The organism is [Mycobacterium] fortunisiensis, from assembly GCF_019050325.1.
Lineage (GTDB): Bacteria > Actinomycetota > Actinomycetes > Mycobacteriales > Mycobacteriaceae > Mycobacterium > Mycobacterium fortunisiensis.
In genome coordinates this window covers 388,689-406,291 of record NZ_VOMB01000020.1, presented here as the reverse complement: position 1 = coordinate 406,291, position 17,603 = coordinate 388,689, and the positions used below count along the sequence as shown (strand labels likewise).

Genomic DNA, 17,603 nt, shown 5'->3' with positions numbered 1-17,603 from the left:
ATTTTCGCGTGACTGACATGGTTAGTGCCGATTCGGCAGCCCCTCGCACCTCCGACGCCCGTCTGGAGTTGATGCGGCGCAGGCTTGCCGAGCGCGGGCTGGCCTCGGACGACGGGGCGGCCCCAGGGCGGGGAGCCGACGGAAACGCAAGCGCCCCGGTCGATCCCACCGTGCTCTCGGATGGGCAGCGGCGGATGTGGTTCGTGCAGGGATTCGACCCGAGCGGGGTCCTGCTCAACATCTGCCTGTCCTACCGCCTCGACGGAGTGATCGACGCCGACCGGCTGCACGCTGCCCTCGACGCGGTGGCACGGCGGCATCCGATCCTGCGCACCACCTACCGCGCCGACGAGAACGGCGAGCCGACGGCGACGGTGCACGACGACCTCACCCCGGGCTGGGCCACCCACGATCTGTCCGACAAATCCGAGCGGGCCCGCAAGCTGCGCCTGGAGGTGCTGGCACAGCGGGAATTCGGCACCGCATTCGATCTGAGCAGTGACTCCCCGCTGCGCATCACGCTGATCAAGACCGGCCCGAGCGAGCATGTGATGCTGCTGGTCGCTCACCACATCGCCTGGGACGACGGATCCTGGCGGGTGTTCTTCACCGACCTCACCCACGCGTATTCCGGGGCGCAGCTTGCCGATACGCCCCGGGTGCCGGCCCGCGGGGCCGATTCCACCGACGAGGATCTGGCGTACTGGCGCCAGACGCTGGCGAACCCGCCCGAGCCGCTGGAGCTGCCCGGGCCGGCAGGCTCGGTGGTCCCCACTGGTTTCCGGTCCCAGCGCAGCACGATCCGGTTGTCCGCCGACACCGTCGCGCGGGTGTCGGCGCTGGCCCGCGACACCGGGTCCACGCCGTACATGGTGCTGTTGGCGGCATTCGGCGCGCTCGTCCACCGCTACACCCACACCGACGATTTCCTGGTCGCCACCCCGGTGCTGAACCGCGACAGCGACGACACCATCGGTTACTACGGCAACACGGTGGCGATGCGGCTGCGACCCCAGGGCTCGGTCGGCTTCCGGGATCTGGTCGTGGCCACCCGAGACACCGCGATCGGCGCGTTCGCCCATCAGCGGGTGAACCTGGACCGGGTGGTGGCGGAGTTGAACCCGGACCGGCGTCACGGGGCCGAGCGGATGACCCGGGTGAGCTTCGGTTTCCGTGAGTCCGACGGCGGCGGCTTCAACCCCGACGGGGTGCGCTGTGCGCGCGCCGAACTGCGCGGGCAGCACACCCAGCTGCCGCTGGGCTTCATGGTGGAAACCGACGCCGACGGCGCCGTCGTGGAGGCCGAACACCTCACCGAGGTGATGGACGCCGAGTTGGCGGGTCAGATGCTGCGGCACTTCGCGGTGCTGCTGGACAGTGCGCTCGCCGACCCGGACCGGCCGCTGTCGCGGCTGGAGTTGTTCACCGCCGAGGACGCCGAGTGGCTGCGCAAAGTCTCCACCGGTGAGCAGTTCGACACCCCGGCCACCACGTTGACCGCACTGGTCACGGAGCAGGCGGCCCGTGCCCCCGACGCCATCGCCGTGGTGTACGAGGGACGTCACTACAGCTACCGCGAGATCAACGAGTCGGCGAACCGGTTGGCGCACTGGCTGATCGCGCAGGGTATCGGCACCGAGGACCGGGTGGCCGTGCTGTTGGAGAAGTCGCCGGACCTGATCGTCACCGCGTTCGCCATCGTCAAGGCCGGTGCGGTCTACCTGCCTGTCGACCCGACCTATCCCGAGGACCGGCTCAACTACATCCTCGGCGATTCCGACCCCAAAATCGTTCTGCGTGAACCGGTTACCGGGTTGGAGGACTACCCGGTCACCGATCCCACCGACGCCGATCGGGTCCGACCGCTGCGTCCGGACAACACGGCATACCTGATCTACACCTCCGGGTCCACCGGCCTGCCCAAGGGCGTCCCGGTGCCGCACCGGCCGATCGCGGAGTACTTCGTCTGGTTTGGTGGCGACTACCAGGTCAGCGAGGCCGAGCGGCTGCTGCAGGTGGCCTCGCAGAGCTTCGACGTCTCGATCGGTGAAATCTTCGGCATGCTGGCCGCCGGTGCGCGCCTGGTGATCCCGAAGCCCGGTGGGCTCGGCGACATCGGATATCTCACCGACCTGCTGCGCGACGAGGGCATCACCTCGATGCATTTCGTGCCGTCGCTACTCGGGCTGTTCCTGTCCCTGCCCGGCGTCAACGAGTGGCGCACGCTGCAGCGGGTGCCGATCGGCGGTGAGGCACTGCCGGGGGAGATCGCCGACAAGTTCCATGCCACGTTCGACTCCCTGCTGCACAACTTCTACGGGCCCACCGAAACGGTGCTCAACTGCACCCGGTACAAGGTCGAGGGCAAGCAGGGCGCCCGCATCGTGCCCATCGGCACCCCGAAGATCAACACCACGATCCACCTGCTCGACGATGCCCTGCAGCCGGTTCCGGTGGGTGTGATCGGTGAGATCTACATCGGCGGCACGCATGTCGCACACGGCTACCACAACCGCCGTGGCCTGACCGCCGAACGGTTCGTGGCCGATCCGTTCAACCCCGGCGGCCGGATGTACCGGTCCGGCGATCTGGCCCGGCGCAACGCCGACGGTGACATCGAGTTCGTCGGGCGCGCCGACGAACAGGTCAAGATCCGTGGCTTCCGGATCGAGCTCGGCGAGGTGTCGGCCGCGATTTCGGTCGATCCGTCGGTGGGGCAGGCCGTGGTGGTGGTCAGCGACCTGCCGTCGCTGGGCAAGAGCCTGGTCGCCTACATCACCCCGGCCGCCGACGCCGAGCGTGTCGAGATCGACCGGATCCGGGCCAGGGTCGGTGCCGCGCTGCCCGAGTACATGATCCCGGCGGCCTTCGTCGAACTGGCCGAGATCCCGATCACCGCGCACGGCAAGATCGATCGGCGGGCACTGCCCGAGCCGGAGATCGGATCGGCCACCGAGTTCCGGGCGCCGGGGACCGACACCGAACACGAGATCGTCGCGCTGTTCGGCGAGTTGCTCGAGCGTGACCGGGTCGGTGCCGACGATTCGTTCTTCGACCTGGGCGGGCACTCGCTGCTGGCGACCAAGCTGGTGGCCGCGGTCCGGTCCCGCTGTGGTGTCGAACTCGGGGTGGCCGATGTGTTCGAGCACGCCACGGTGGCGGGCCTGGCCGCCCGCGTCGACGAACTGCGTGCCGCCGGCGACGGCGCGGTCCGGCCGGCAATCGTGGCCACCGCCCATGACGGGCCGTCGCAGATGTCGGCGGCCCAGCACCGCCAGTGGTTCCAGTTCCGCATCGACGGCCCCAACCCGGTCAACAACGTGCCGTTCGCGGCGCGACTGACCGGCCCCTGTGACGTCGACGCCTTGGCCGCGGCGGTCAGCGATGTGGTGGCCCGGCACGAGATCCTGCGCACCACCTATCGCGAGATCGACGGCGTACCACATCAGGTGATCCATCCCGCCGCACCGGTGCCGGTGCGGCATCTGGCCGGCGACGGTGAAAAGTGGCTCCAGGGCGAACTCGACGCCGAGCGGCGTTATTGCTTTGACCTGGAGAATGATTGGCCGATCCGGGCTGCGGTGCTGTCCACCCCGGAGGCACACGTGCTCTCGCTGTTGGTGCATCACATCGCCGCTGACCACTGGTCGGGTGCGGTGTTGTTCACCGACCTGATGACCGCGTATCACGCCCGTCGGCGCAACCAGGCGCCCGAGTGGACGCCGCTACCGGTGCAGTACGCCGATTTCGCCGATTGGCAGGCTGAGCTGTTCGCCGGCGACGACGAGACCGTGGCGGCGCAACGGGCTTACTGGACAGACCAATTGGCCGGTCTGTCCGCCGATCAGGACACCGAGAACGGGCTGCAGCCGGACTTCCCCCGGCCGCCGGTGCCCACCGGCGAGGGCAGGGCACTGGACTTCACCATCGATCCGGCCATCCGCGGCAAGCTGGTCGAGCTCACCCGCGAACTCGGGGTCACCGAGTTCATGGTGCTGCAGGCCGCCGTGGCGATCGCGCTGCACAAGGCCGGCCAGGGTACCGACATCGCGCTGGGCACGCCGGTGGCCGGTCGGACCGCGCCCGAACTCGACGCGCTCATCGGCTTTTTCATCAACATCGTGGTGCTGCGCAACGATCTGTCGCAGAACCCGAGCCTGCGCGAGGTGCTGCGCCGTTCACGCGACATGGCGCTGGCCGCCTACAAGCACCAGGACCTGCCGTTCGACCGGGTGGTGGACGCGGTGAGCCCGGTCCGTTCGTTGTCGCGCAACCCGCTGTTCGGCGTGGTGGTGCACGTGCGTGAGGATCTGCCTACCGATCAGGTCATCGATACCGGTGCCGAGGGCGAAACCCGCTTCACCGCATTGGAACCCACCTTCGACGTGGCGCACGCCGATTTGTCGGTGAACTTCTTCGCCGAATCCGGCGACAGCTCCAGCGCCGGATACCGGGGCGCGGTCATCTACCGCACCGAACTGTACGAAGCCGACACCGCGCGGCGCCTGATCGGCTGGCTGCAACGCATCCTCGAAGCCTTCGCCACCGATGCCGACCAGACGCTGCGCGACGTCGCGGTGGTCGATGCGGCCGAGCGTGACCGTCTGGTCGAGGACTGGAGCCGCAAGGCGGTACCGCCGGCCGGGCTGCCGCAGACCGAGGGTGCCACCCGGGTCTACCTGCTCGACGAGTGGCACCGTCCGGTGGGTGTCGGCGTCAGCGCCGAGGTCTTCTACGCCGGTGGCGCAGTGGACGCGACGGCCGGGACCGCCACCGGCGTTGCGGCACAGCGCTTCGTCCCGAATCCGTTCGGCGGCGGGCAGCTGTACCGCACCGGGGACCGGGCCCGGTGGACCCCTGACGGCCGGCTCGAGCCGGTGACGACCGGTGAGCCGCGGCTGCAGGCCGCGCTGGAAGCGCTCGACGGGGTGGCCGCCGCGGCCACCCGGTACTGGGAAACCCGCGGCGGCGCGACGCTGGCCGGCTACCTGGTGCTCGAGCCGCAGGTCGCCGACGCCGAAGCAGTACTGGAGGCTGCGCGGTCCGCGCTGCCCGAGGAGTTCGTCCGCGCCGTGCTCACCGTGGCCACCGACATCGATCCGGCGGCGCTGACCCGCCCGCGGGTCACGGTGACCGCCCCGGTCGAGCCGCCGGCCACACCGACCGAGCAGGCATTGGCGGCCATGCTGGTGGATCTGCTCGGAGCGACCGACGTGGGCCGCTACGACGACTTCTTCACCCTGGGTGGCGACAGCATCCTGGCTGTCCAACTTGCCGCCCGGGCCAGGGATGCCGGCGTGGCCATGACCGCGCGCATGGTGTTCGAGTACCCGGGGCTGGCCGATTTGGCCGGCGCCATCGATGCCGCGGGGGAGAAGGCGCAAGCCGCCGATGTGCACCACGCACCGATGTCGGCCTCGGGGCTCTCACCCGACGAACTGTCCGCGTTGACCGCGGGATGGGGTCAGGACCAAGGGGTTTCACCATGACCACCACTGGCGCACCGCCCGGAGTCGAGGACGTCCTGGCACTGAGCCCGCTGCAGCAGGGGCTGTATTCACTGGCCGGGCTGACCGAGGGTGACGACGGGGCCGACCCGTACGTCATCGCGATGGCCGCCGACATCGACGGGACCGTGGACGTCGAGCTGCTGCGGGCCTGTGCCGAGGCCATGCTGGTGCGTCACCCGAACCTGCGGGCCGGCTTCTTCCAGGGCAACCTGAGCCGACCGGTGGCGGTCGTCCCGTCGACAGTCGAACTGCCCTGGCGGCACGTGCACGCCGACGGACCGCAGGCCGAAACTCTGGAAGCCGAAGAACGCGCGCGGCGGTTCACCCTCGGCCGCGGTCCGCTGATCCGGTTCCTGCTCATCGAAAAGCCGGAATCCCGCTGGCGTCTGGTGATCGTGGCCCACCACATCGCCATCGACGGCTGGTCGCTGCCGGTTTTCGTGGGCGAACTCCTCGCGCTCTACGGGGCCAAGGGCGATGTGGCGGCGCTGCCGCCGGCAGTGCGGCCGTATCGCGATTACATCGGCTGGCTGGCCGGACGCGATCAGGACGCCAGCCGCGCGCGGTGGCAGGCACACCTGTACGGCATCGATGCACCCACACTGTTGTCCCCGGTGCTGGCCGGACGGGAAATCGAGCCGGGACTGCCCGCGCGCACCGAGGTCACGCTCGACGAGCAGCAATCCGCCGAGATCTTCGAGGCGGCCCGGCAGCGCGGCGTCACCGTCAACACCTTGTTCCAGATGGCCTGGGCGACAATCCTTTCGGTCTTCACCGACCGCACCGACGTGGTGTACGGCGTCACGGTGTCGGGTCGCCCCGACGAGCTGGCCGGGGTGGAGTCGATGGTCGGCCTGTTCATCAACACGGTGCCGCTGCGGGTGCGGGTCGATCCCACGTTGTCGGTGGGAAGTCAGTGCCTGGCGTTGCAGCGTGAGGCCGCCGACCTGCGCGAGCACAGCTACCTCAGCCACACCGAGCTGCGGTCACTCGGCGGGATCGGCGAGCTGTACGACACCCTGCTGGTCTACGAGAACTTCCCGCCCGGCGGGCTGGTGGGCAGCGACGAGTTCCAGTTGGGCGAGGCGGTGCTGCGACCGGCCGCCCTGGAAAGCCTGTCGCACTTTCCGGTCACCATCGCCGCGCATCCCACCCACGGTCGGCTCACGGTCCTGGTCGAGATCCTCGACGGGGCACTGGGAATGCTCGACCCCCGCGATCTGGGGCTGCGGGTGCTGAGCGTGGTGCAGCGTCTGCTGCAGCACTGGGAGCGCCCGCTGCGAGATGTCGCGGTCACCCTCGATGAGGAGCCCGGCCCCGAGGGTGCGCCCGTACCGGTGGCGTCAGATGAGCGATTCCACACCGGCTTTCACGACGCGTTCAGCGCGGCCGCCGCGGCGCGGCTGGGCTCGGTGGCGCTGAGTTGGGACGGCGGGCAGCTGAGCTACCGCGAGCTCGACGACGCCGCCGACCGGGTGGCCGCCGAGCTGATCCGCCGCGGTGTGGCCGACGAGGGCCCGGTGCCGATCCGGTTGCACCGCGGCCCCGACTACGTGGTGGCGATGCTCGCAGTGCTCAAGGCCGGCGGACTGATCGTGCCGCTGGATCCGGCCATGCCCGAGGAACGCGTCAACGAGATCCTCCGGCAGACACAGGCGACGCTCGTGCTCGACGCGGCACTCCTGGCTTCCGTCGAATCCGATCCGGACACCGACTACCGTCCCGCGCCGGTGCGGCCCGGCCAGGGTGCCTACGTCGTGTTCACCTCGGGGACCACCGGAAAACCCAAGGGCGTCATCGGGACTCAGCAGGCACTGCTGGCCTACTGCGCCGACCATGCCCGTCAGGTGTTGCAGCCCGCGGCCAAACGGCTCGGCCGTCCGTTGCGGGTCGCACATGCCTGGTCGTTCACGTTCGACGCGGCCTGGCAGCCGTTGGCGGCGCTGCTCGACGGGCACACGGTGCACATCGTCGGCGACGCGGTGCAGCGTGATGCCGAGGCCCTGGTGGAGACCATCGGCCGCTACGGGATCGACATGATCGACACCACACCGTCGATGTTTGCCTCGCTCCGGGCCGCCGGCCTGCTCACCCAGGTGCCGCTGGCCGTACTCGCGCTCGGTGGCGAGGCCATCGACACCGCCACCTGGCAGGGCATCCAGACCGAGTGTGAGCGCACCTGGATGTCGGCGCACAACTGCTACGGCCCAACTGAGACCACGGTGGAGGCCGTGGTCGCGACGATCGCCGACCACCCGCAGCCCTGCATCGGTCACCCCACCGAGTCCACCGCGGCCTATCTGCTCGACGGTTGGCTGCGCCCGGTTCCCGACGGTGTGTACGGCGAACTGTATTTGGCCGGTGGGCAATTGACCCGTGGCTACCTCGGCAGACCGGGGGAGACGGCCGCACGTTTCGTCGCCGATCCGTTCACGCCCGGGGCCCGGATGTACCGCACCGGTGACGTGGCGCGACGGAATCCGAAATCCGGTGCCATCGAATTTTTGGGCCGAACCGACAATCAGGTCAAGATCCGCGGCTTCCGGGTGGAGCCGGGCGAGGTGGCCGCGACGCTGCACACCCATCCTGGGGTGCGGCATGCCCATGTGGCGGTACGGCAGCATCGCAGCGGGCCGCGGCTGATCGCCTACGTGGTCACCGACGCCGCGGTCGGTGAACTGCGGACGATGCTGAGCGCCACCCTGCCCAGGCATCTGGTGCCGCACCACATCGTCGCCGTCGACGAGATCCCGCTGACCACCAACGGCAAGGTCGACGACGCCGCCCTGGCGGCACTGGGCACCGGTGGGCGGGCCGAGGATGCCCAACGCCCGGCCACCGAGACCGAGCGGCTACTGGCCGCAGTGCTGGCCGACGTACTGGGCACGGCCGACAGCGCCGAACTCGACGTCACCGCCGACTTCCTCGACCTCGGGCTGGACAGCATCGTGGCGTTGTCGGTGGTGCAGGCGGTGCGGCGGCGCGGTGTGGCACTGCGGGCCCGGTTGATGCTGGATTGCGCCACCGTTCGTGAACTGGCCGCCGCGATCGATTCCGATGCCGACGCCGTCGAGCGGGCCGAAGCGGCCGCCGACCAGGCGGCACCCGACACCACCCCGATTCCGTTGCTGCCCAACGGGCGTTGGCTCTACCAGTACGGCGATCCCCGCCGGCTGGCCCAGACCGAGGTGTTCCGGTTGCCCGCCGGGATCACCCGGTCACAGCTGGAAGCGCTGCTGCACAACGTGATCGAGGGACATGAGGTGCTACGCACCAAGCTGGATCCCGAGACCATGACCCTGGTCGCGCATCATGGTCGCGAGGTTCTCTCGGAAGCGACCGTGTCCGAGCCGGACGTCGACCTGCTCGACGCGGTGGCCGAACAGGCCGACCTCTCCGTCGAGCGCATGGACCCGCATACCGGATCCATGCTCGACGCGGTCTGGTTGCACCACCCGGATGTCGACGGCGGCCTGTTGATCCTGACCGCGCATGTGCTGGCGCTGGACCCGGCATCGTGGCGGATCATGGTCGGCGAGTTGGAGAACGCCTGGCATGCACTGGCCGCCGGGCGCACGCCGATGCCGGTGCGCGAACACACCCCGCTGCGGCAGTGGGCGCAGCTGCTGTCCGAGCGGGCGGCGGCACTGCAGACCGGCGACTTCTGGGAACGGCAGTTCGACGGCGGCGATCCGGACATCGGCTCCAGGCGAATCGATCCCACGGCGGACCGGATGGCCGGTGTGTCTATCAAGATGGCCTTCGCCGAGCCGGACGTGACGGCACGGTTGTTGAGCGGTCCGGTCCCGGTCACCGAGGTGCTGGCCGCGGCAACCGCTCGGGCCCTGGGGGATTGGCGTCGTCACCGCGGGCAGCCGACCCCGGCGCCGTTGCTGGCGCTGGAGACCCATGGTCGTGCCGATGCGGTGGTGTCCCAGCACGCCGAGGTGGACACCGGTGACACGGCCGGGCTGCTCAGCATGATCTACCCGTTGCGGTTGACCGCCGACGACGCCCGCGGTGTCGCCGCACAGGTGGCCGCCATTCCGGGCGACGCCATCGACTACGGCCTGCTGCGCTACCTGCGGGCGGATACCGCCGAGCGGCTCGGCGCCCATCGCGATCCCCAGGTGTTGCTCAACTACCTGGGCCGCATCGAGCTCGACGCGGCCGATCATGCCCTGCTGCAGGACCGCTCGTTGCAGAGCAAGGTGTCTCCGATCCCGGAGCCGAATGTCGCTGTGCGCCACGAGTTGACGATCATGGCCGCGGTGATCGACCGCGACGGGTCCGCGGTGCTCGGCACCCAGTGGCGGACCCTGCCCGACATTCTGTCCGTCGAGGACATCGCCACGTTGCAGACGATGTGGTTGGACGCACTGCGAGAGGTGTTGCACGAGGTGCTGCAGGAGGAGACCGCATGACCGCCCCATCCACCCCGGCGCTGGCCGTCATCGGTGCCGGGCCCAAGGCCATTGCGGTGGCCGCCAAAGCCGCCGAGTTGCGGGCCATGGGCCTGCCCGCGCCCGAGGTCGTCGCCGTCGAACGCGCCGGGGTCGCCGCCAACTGGCAGGCCGTCGGCGGCTGGACCGACGGTAACCATCGGCTGGGCACCGGGCCCGAGAAGGACGTCGGCTTCCCCTACCGGTCGTCGCTGGTGCCACGGCGTAACGCCGAACTCGACGAGCGGATGACCCGGCACAGCTGGCAGTCCTACCTCATCGCCACCGGTGGATTCGCCGAATGGGTGGACCGGGGCCGGCCCGCGCCCACCCACAAGCGCTGGAGCCAGTACCTGGCCTGGGTCGCCGACGACATCGGCATGAACGTGGTTTCCGGTGAGGTGGAACGCATCTCGGTCGACGGCGACACACACCGGTGGCAGCTGCACATCGCGGAGGACACGGTCGGCGCCGACGGCCTGATGATCACCGGGCCCGGGCAGGCCGAACGCTCGGTGCTGCCGGGTAATCCGCGGGTGATGTCGATCGCGCAGTTCTGGCATCAGGCCGGCAAGCACGAGGTCATCACCGCCGAGCGGGTGGCGGTGATCGGGGGCGGCGAGACGGCCGCGTCGATGCTCAACGAGTTGTTCCGGCACCGGGTTTCGACGATCACGGTGATCTCGCCGACGGTCACCCTGTTCACCCGCGGTGAGGGATTCTTCGAGAACACCCTGTTCTCGGATCCGACCGGCTGGACCGGCCTGACGCTGGCCGAGCGGCGAGACGCGCTGGCCCGCACCGATCGTGGCGTGTTCTCGGCCCGGGTGCAGGAAGCGCTGTTGGCCGATGACCGGATCCGGCACCTGCGCGGCCGGGTGGCACACGCGGTGGCCCGGGACGGCCGGATCCGGTTGACCCTGTCGACGAACACCGGCGGTGAAGCCGTCGAGACCGTGCACGGCTTCGACCTGGTGATCGACGGATCCGGCGCCGACGCGTTGTGGTTCGCCCCGCTGTTCAGCCAGGACGCCCTTGACCTGCTGGAGCTGGGCCTGGGCGGGCCGCTGAGCAGTGATTCGTTGCAGGAGAACATCGGTCACGATCTGGCCCTGACCGATGTGTTTCCCAAATTGTTCCTGCCGGGACTGGCCGGGCTCACCCAGGGCCCGGGCTTCCCGAACCTGAGTTGTCTCGGCCTGTTGTCCGACCGGGTGCTCGGTGCGGACCTGGCCCACCCTTCGATGAGGAGACTTGATGAGTTCCAATCCGTTCGATGACGAGAACGGCACGTTCTATGTCCTGGTCAACGAGGAGGACCAGCACAGCCTGTGGCCGGCGTTCGCCGATGTGCCGGCCGGCTGGCGGGTGGCCTTCGGCGCGGCGGCCCGGGCCGAGTGCCTGGACTACGTCGAGCAGAACTGGACCGACCTGCGGCCCCGCAGCCTGCGCGCGGCGATGAGCAACTGAGCCCGGCCCGGCTAGACCCGGGCGGCGAGCGTCAGGCCGGGCTGGGCGCCAGCGCGTCCATGTCGAACAGCCGGGCGTGCAGGATGGTGCGGTTGCGCAGCGCCGCGCGCACCGCCCGGTGCAGGCCGTCTTCCAGGTAGATGTCGCCGCGCCACTTCACGGCGTGCGGGAACAGGTCGCCGTAGAAGGTGGAGTCCTCGGACAACAGCCGGTCCAGCGCCAGCACCGTGGTGGTGGTGACCAGCTCGTCGAGGCGCAGCTGACGTGGCGGGATGCGGGACCAGTCCCGGTAGGACAGCCCGTGCTCGGGATACGGCTTGCCCTCCTGGACACCCTTGAAGATCATCGCCGACCCGCGTCCGTCGCAGCTCTCCGCGGTGTGGCCATCGGCATGGTTGCCTAGGCTAGTACTCTCGCGCGCGATTACCAGAGCGGGTACGCCGCCGGTGCGTTGATGCCCGACATCCCGGCGGCGTCGGTGAACCTGCTGCTGGTCAGTAAAATGGACCGGGCGAAACAGACGCGTTGCTGCTGCGAAGGGTAGGTGAACAGGTGGGGAGTGCCGACGAACGTCGTTTGGATGTGCTGCGCGCCATCGTCGCCGACTTCGTGGCCACCAAGGAGCCGATCGGCTCCAAGACCCTGGTCGAGCGGCACAACCTGGGTGTGTCGAGTGCCACGGTGCGAAATGACATGGCGGTGCTGGAGGCGGAGGGCTACATCACCCAGCCGCACACCAGCTCCGGACGGGTGCCCACGGAGAAGGGGTACCGCGAGTTCGTCGACCGGATCGACAACGTCAAGCCGCTGTCGTCGTCGGAGCGCCGGGCCATCCTGTCCTTCCTGGAATCCGGCGTGGACCTGGACGACGTGCTGCGCCGTGCGGTCCGGCTGCTGGCGCAGCTGACCCGGCAGGTCGCGATCGTGCAGTACCCGACCCTGTCCACCTCGGCGGTGCGTCACCTCGAAGTGGTGGCGCTGACCCCGGCCCGGCTGCTGTTGGTGGTCATCACCGATTCGGGCCGGGTGGACCAGCGCATCGTCGAACTCGGCGATGCGATCGACGAGCAGGAGCTGTCCAAACTGCGCGAGATGCTGGGGCAGGCGCTGGAAGGTAAACCCATCAGCGCCGCGTCGATCGCCGTGAGCGATCTGGCCAGCCATCTCAACGGGCAGGGGGCACTGGCCGATGCGGTCGGCCGGTCGGCGACGGTCCTGGTCGAAACGCTCGTCGAGCACACCGAGGAACGATTGTTGCTCGGCGGCACCGCCAACCTGACCCGCAACACCGCCGACTTCGGTGGGTCGCTGCGATCGGTGCTGGAGGCGCTGGAGGAGCAGGTCGTGGTGCTGCGGTTGTTGGCCGCCCAGCAGGAGGCGGGCAAGGTCACCGTGCGGATCGGTCACGAAACCGAGGCCGAACAGATGCTGGGAACATCGGTGGTGAGCACCGCCTACGGCAGCTCGGGCAAGGTGTACGGCGGCATGGGTGTGGTGGGTCCGACCCGAATGGACTACCCGGGGACGATCGCCAATGTGGCGGCGGTCGCGCTCTACATCGGCGAAGTCCTCGGTACTCGGTAAGGCACCCGGTAAGCATTCGTTGAGACAGCCGGGAAACCCGGCATGGAAAGGTCAGGCAGATCAGCGTGGCACGCGATTATTACGGCTTGCTCGGAGTGAGCAAAGGCGCGAGTGATTCGGAGATCAAGCGCGCCTACCGGCGGTTGGCACGTGAGCTGCACCCCGACGTCAACCCGGATGAGGAAGCACAGAGCCGGTTCACCGAGATCCAGGTCGCCTACGAGGTGCTCTCGGATCCGGAGAAGCGGCGCATCGTCGACATGGGCGGCGACCCGATGGAGTCGGTGGGCGGTGGTGGCGCCAACGGATTCAGCGGGTTCGGTGGCCTGGGGGACGTCTTCGAAGCGTTCTTCGGCGGCGGGAGTGCCTCGCGTGGGCCGATCGGCCGGGTGCGCCCCGGTTCGGATTCGCTCCTGCGGATGCGCCTGGACCTGGCCGAGTGCGCCACCGGCGTGACCAAGCAGGTGACCGTGGACACCGCCGTGCTGTGCGATCTGTGCCAGGGCAAGGGCACCAACGGCAATTCCACCCCGGTCACCTGTGACACCTGTGACGGCCGCGGCGAGATCCAGACCGTGCAGCGCTCGCTGCTGGGCCAGGTCATGACCACCCGTCCGTGCCCGGTGTGTGGCGGCATCGGCGAGGTCATCCCGGACCCGTGCAACCGGTGCGGTGGGGACGGCCGGGTGCGCGCCCGCCGTGAGATCAGCGTCAAGATCCCGGCCGGCGTCGGCGACGGGATGCGGGTGCGTCTGGCCGCTCAGGGTGAGGTCGGCCCCGGCGGCGGGCCCGCGGGCGACCTGTACGTCGAGGTGCACGAGAAACAACACGAGACGTTCGTCCGGGACGGCGACGATTTGCACTGCACCATCTCGGTGCCCATGGTCGACGCGGCACTGGGCACCACCGTCACCGTCGACGCGATCCTCGACGGGCCGACCGAGCTCACGATCCCGGCGGGCACCCAGCCCGGGGCGGTGACCACACTGCGTGGCCACGGTATGCCGCACCTGCGTTCCGGGGTGCGCGGTGACCTGCACGCCCACGTCGACGTGGTGGTGCCGTCTCGACTGGACAACACCGACGCCGATCTGCTGCGCAAGTTGAAGGAGAACCGCAGCCGCGACGTCGCCGAGGTGCGCTCGACGCAGGCCTCGGCGGGCTCCGGCGGCCTGTTCAGCCGGCTGCGCGAGACCTTCACCGGCCGTTGAGACGGTGAGCTGACACCGTGAGCGCGGCGCTTTTCTACGTCGACGCGCTGCCGGGCGAGGGAGAACTCGCTGTCGTCGACGGCGACGAGGGATTCCACGCGGCCAACGTGCGCCGGATCCGGGTCGGGGAATCTCTCGACTTGAGCGACGGTGCCGGGGCGCTGGCCCACTGTGTCGTCGAGGAGACCGCCAAGGGCCGGTTGTCGGCGCGGGTGCGGCAACGGCTCGACGTCGCACCGCCTTCACCGACGGTCACCGTGGTGCAGGCGCTACCGAAATCCGACCGCTCCGAGTTGGCCGTCGAGCTGGCCACCGAAGCCGGTGCCGACGCGTTCCTCGCGTGGCAGGCCGCGCGCTGCGTGGCCCGGTGGGACGGCCCCAAGGTGGACAAGGGGCTGCGGCGCTGGGAAGCGGTGGCACGGTCGGCGGCCCGCCAGTCGCGGCGCGCTCACGTCCCGGCGGTGCAGGGGCTGATCACCACGCCCGCGCTGAGCCGACGGGTCGCCGACGCGGTGGCGGGTGGGGCAGTGGTGCTGGTTCTGCACGAGTCGGCCACCGAACCGTTTGCCGAACTGCCGCTGGCCCAAGCTGATTCGCTGATGCTCATCGTGGGGCCCGAAGGTGGGATCGCCGACGAGGAGATCGCTGCGCTCACCGCCGCCGGCGCCGAGGCCGTCCGGCTGGGCCCGACAGTGCTGCGCACCTCGACGGCAGCGGCTGTGGCGCTGGGCGCCATCGGTGCGTTGACCGCACGCTGGGAGATTTAGCGCGCCGGTCGCCGGTGCTCAGCCGTGCGTCTCGCGCAGGTACTGCGAGACGGCCTCGGCCTCGGCGTCGGCGGCCTGCTGCGGAGTGGGCAACCCGATGTCGTGGTCGAGATACTGGGTGACGGCCGCACCGTCGATACCCTGGCTGCTCATCAACTCATAGATCAGGGCGTACTGGACTGAACGTCCTTTCAAGCTGGCCAGTTCGGCAGTCGCCTTGATGGTCTGGGCCAGTTGGCTTTCGCCCAGCGTGGCCACCTCGGGCGACAAATCGACCGTATAGATCCCGCCGCTGATGGACGCGGTCACGCTGAGCAGGTTCGACGGATGCGCGACCGTGAACAGCGCCTGCGGACCCGGCTCCTCGGCAGCCTCGGGCTGCTCCCCGAAGACGTCGAAATCGACTGGCCCCGGGTCGGTTTGGGCGGCCGGATAATCGGGGGCGGCATCCCAACCGGAGAGTTCGGAGTCGGCCTCGGCGCGGGTCTGCGGCTCGTCGAGCGCGTCCAGACCAGACCAGTCGTCATCCGACTGGGCTGGACCGTCGAAGTCCAGCCCATCCATGCCATCGTCGAAAAAGTCGTCGTCGCCGTCGTCGTCCCATCCGCCCGGCATCAGCTGCCGCCCGGATGCATCTGGGCATCGATGCTGCACTGCCCTTGGGCGTCGACCCGGTCGTACTGCGACGCCGCGGTCTCCAGGTTTTCGGCAAGATCGCTGGACACCGACTGCATCGCGGTGACCGCGGCAACTCGAGCGGAATTGACTGTCGAGAGCGCCATCGCGGTGCCCGAACACACCACCCCATGGGTGACCAGAACGGACATGCTGGCGCTGCTGGTGGCCCCGATGGTCGATGCGTATCCCTCGGCGGCCGACAGCTGCTTGCTGGACAGATCGCGAACCTCGGACGTTTGCACCTGTAATGGAGTGGACATGGGTGAGTTCCTTCTTCGGGTCAGGCTTCGCGCGTGGTGAGCGGGGTGGCAGTCGAGGTGGTGGCGCCGAGGCTAACGTGCCCGGCCCGGCTCTCGGCGTCGAAGCCGACGGCGATGTGGCTGGGTGCTCGCTCACCGCCGGCGTCACTCCCGGCTCCGCCGGCGCCCTGCTCGGCAGTGCCGCCGACCCACTCCTCGGCGGGCTCACCCTGGGTGTCGGCGTTCGGGGCCGCGTTGGGATCGAGTTGCTGGGCCTGGTCGGCCTGTTCGGCTTGCTGGGCCTGTTCAGCCTGCTGGGCTTGTTCGGCCTGGCTGACGGCTTGCGTGACGGCCTGGGTGACTTGGCCGGCCAACGTTCCCAGCGTCCCCAGCAGGCCGCCGGATCCGCCGCCCGATCCAGATCCGCCGGACAGGCCGCTGAGCAGACCGCTGGGCAAGCCGCCCGATGCGCCGCCCGACGATGCGCCGCCGCCCGACGATGCGGCTCCCGAACCGGACGTGCCGGCCATGCCGGAGCCGCCGGTCGTGGGCGAACCGCCGCCGGCGCTTCCGCCGCCTCCGCTCGAGGCGCCGCCGCCGCCGGACGTACCGCCGCCACCGCTTGAGGTGCCACCGCCGCCGCTCGGCGTGCCACCACCGGGCGAGCCGCCGGTGGGTGAACTTCCATTGGGTGACCCACCGGTGGGCGCGCCGCCGGTGGGCGGGCTCGGCGTTCCCGACATCGATCCGCCGCCGAGTTTCGCCTGGCTGCTGACCTGTTGGTACTGGGCGATCGCCTGCTGCAGCTGGCTGGAATTGCTCTGGGCGTTGGAGATCATCTGGCCCATGGTGACTCCCGCGGTGCCGCCCGCGGCGGCGACGGCGGCCGCCTGGAAGGCCAGCGACGCCGGCTCACCGCCGATGGGGATCGCCATCAGGGCCATGGCCGGGACAATCGCCGCGCCCAGGTACGCCGAGATGTTGTCCATGTTCTCGCGGGTGTTGGCGACCTGCTCTGCCTCGGTGGTCAGGATCGAGATGACCTTGTTGTCGGCGCTGATCAGCGTCGAGGTGCGGTCGATCTGCTTGGAGTTCTGCGCGCTGTAGGCGCTGGAGCTGCTGCCCTCCCACGAATTCGGGTAGGCCTGCTCCAAGCCGCGGCCGGTGGACTGCAGCGCGGTCGCGCCCTCGTTGAAGTCGTCGCCGGCGTTGGGATTGCCGAAGCCCAGCGTCTTGGAGATGACGTTCAGCGTCGTCAATCCGCCTGCGATGATCGGGGTGGCGTACGAGGCGGGCAAGAACTCCTGGGCCAACTGGGCGCCGTCGGACACGAGATTGACGGCGCCCATCGGGTCGCCCTCCAGAATCGACTTGACGTCGCCGGCGATGTCGGAGATGCCCTCGGCTTTGTCTTTGAAGTCTTTGAGCTTGCTGAACAATCCGCCGCCGGAACCGTCGTCATCGTGCCGGTTGTGCGAGTTGCCGCCGTCATGGCTGTTTCGGGAGTCGCCGCCGCGAGGGGAACTACTCTGACCGTGATGCCTCGCCATGACTGTTTGATCCCCCCGAAATGTGGTGTGAGCACTGGCCCCAAGATGTGACTTTCGGAGCTTAACAGCGGTTCGAGGGGCCTCCGTTCACCTGTTTGGTGCCGCGACACCATCACCCTGACCTGTGGCTTCACTGAAATCCGGTCGGTGCC

11 protein-coding genes are annotated in these 17,603 nt (G+C 69.2%); 7 read left to right on the top strand and 4 right to left on the bottom strand.

The window, feature by feature from the left end; translation table 11 throughout:
- Nucleotides 1–17 precede the first annotated feature (17 nt).
- Genes FR943_RS17925 through FR943_RS17910 form a run of 4 tightly spaced genes read left to right on the top strand, consistent with a single transcriptional unit; the run spans nt 18 to nt 11,422 of the window.
- Nucleotides 18–5,489: a non-ribosomal peptide synthetase gene (locus FR943_RS17925; RefSeq protein ID WP_218045908.1), complete on the top strand. Its 5,472-nt coding sequence runs from the start codon at nt 18–20 to the stop codon at nt 5,487–5,489.
- Complete coding sequence (locus FR943_RS17920; protein ID WP_217159573.1) at nt 5,486–9,934, top strand: non-ribosomal peptide synthetase; 4,449 nt, start codon at nt 5,486–5,488, stop codon at nt 9,932–9,934. The genes FR943_RS17925 and FR943_RS17920 overlap by 4 nt, the downstream gene beginning before the upstream one ends.
- The gene (mbtG, locus tag FR943_RS17915) at nt 9,931–11,232 is read left to right on the top strand and encodes a SidA/IucD/PvdA family monooxygenase (protein WP_217159572.1); all 1,302 of its coding nucleotides are present in this window, start codon (nt 9,931–9,933) and stop codon (nt 11,230–11,232) included. The genes FR943_RS17920 and mbtG overlap by 4 nt, the downstream gene beginning before the upstream one ends.
- Nucleotides 11,210–11,422 carry an MbtH family protein gene (locus FR943_RS17910; RefSeq protein ID WP_217159571.1) on the top strand — a complete coding sequence of 71 codons (213 nt, stop codon included), beginning with the start codon at nt 11,210–11,212 and terminating at the stop codon, nt 11,420–11,422. Before mbtG ends, FR943_RS17910 begins: the two co-directional genes overlap by 23 nt.
- A 31-nt stretch (nt 11,423–11,453) precedes the next feature.
- On the opposite strand, the gene FR943_RS17905 is transcribed toward FR943_RS17910, so the two are convergent.
- The gene (locus FR943_RS17905) at nt 11,454–11,768 is read right to left on the bottom strand and encodes a type II toxin-antitoxin system VapB family antitoxin (protein WP_217159570.1); all 315 of its coding nucleotides are present in this window, start codon (nt 11,766–11,768) and stop codon (nt 11,454–11,456) included.
- A gap of 206 nt (nt 11,769–11,974) precedes the next feature.
- Here FR943_RS17905 and hrcA point away from each other — a divergent pair, with 206 nt between their 5' ends.
- From hrcA to FR943_RS17890, 3 genes are all read left to right on the top strand, one after another.
- Nucleotides 11,975–13,006 (top strand): heat-inducible transcriptional repressor HrcA, encoded by a 1,032-nt coding sequence (gene hrcA / locus FR943_RS17900; protein ID WP_217159569.1) that lies wholly within the window; start codon nt 11,975–11,977, stop codon nt 13,004–13,006.
- A gap of 65 nt (nt 13,007–13,071) precedes the next feature.
- A complete protein-coding gene (gene dnaJ, locus FR943_RS17895; RefSeq protein WP_217159568.1) occupies nt 13,072–14,217 on the top strand; it encodes a molecular chaperone DnaJ in 1,146 nt (381 codons plus the stop codon).
- A gap of 17 nt (nt 14,218–14,234) precedes the next feature.
- Nucleotides 14,235–14,984 (top strand): 16S rRNA (uracil(1498)-N(3))-methyltransferase, encoded by a 750-nt coding sequence (locus tag FR943_RS17890; RefSeq protein WP_217159567.1) that lies wholly within the window; start codon nt 14,235–14,237, stop codon nt 14,982–14,984.
- An 18-nt stretch (nt 14,985–15,002) separates the two neighbouring features.
- Here FR943_RS17890 and FR943_RS17885 read toward each other — a convergent pair whose 3' ends face one another.
- The 3 genes from FR943_RS17885 to FR943_RS17875 are packed head-to-tail and all read right to left on the bottom strand — an operon-like array spanning nt 15,003 to nt 17,451.
- The gene (locus FR943_RS17885; protein WP_217159566.1) at nt 15,003–15,599 is read right to left on the bottom strand and encodes a hypothetical protein; all 597 of its coding nucleotides are present in this window, start codon (nt 15,597–15,599) and stop codon (nt 15,003–15,005) included.
- Complete coding sequence (locus FR943_RS17880; RefSeq protein ID WP_217159565.1) at nt 15,599–15,922, bottom strand: ESX-1 secretion-associated protein; 324 nt, start codon at nt 15,920–15,922, stop codon at nt 15,599–15,601. Before FR943_RS17880 ends, FR943_RS17885 begins: the two co-directional genes overlap by 1 nt.
- A 20-nt stretch (nt 15,923–15,942) precedes the next feature.
- Complete coding sequence (locus FR943_RS17875; RefSeq protein ID WP_217159564.1) at nt 15,943–17,451, bottom strand: EspA/EspE family type VII secretion system effector; 1,509 nt, start codon at nt 17,449–17,451, stop codon at nt 15,943–15,945.
- Nucleotides 17,452–17,603 lie beyond the last annotated feature (152 nt).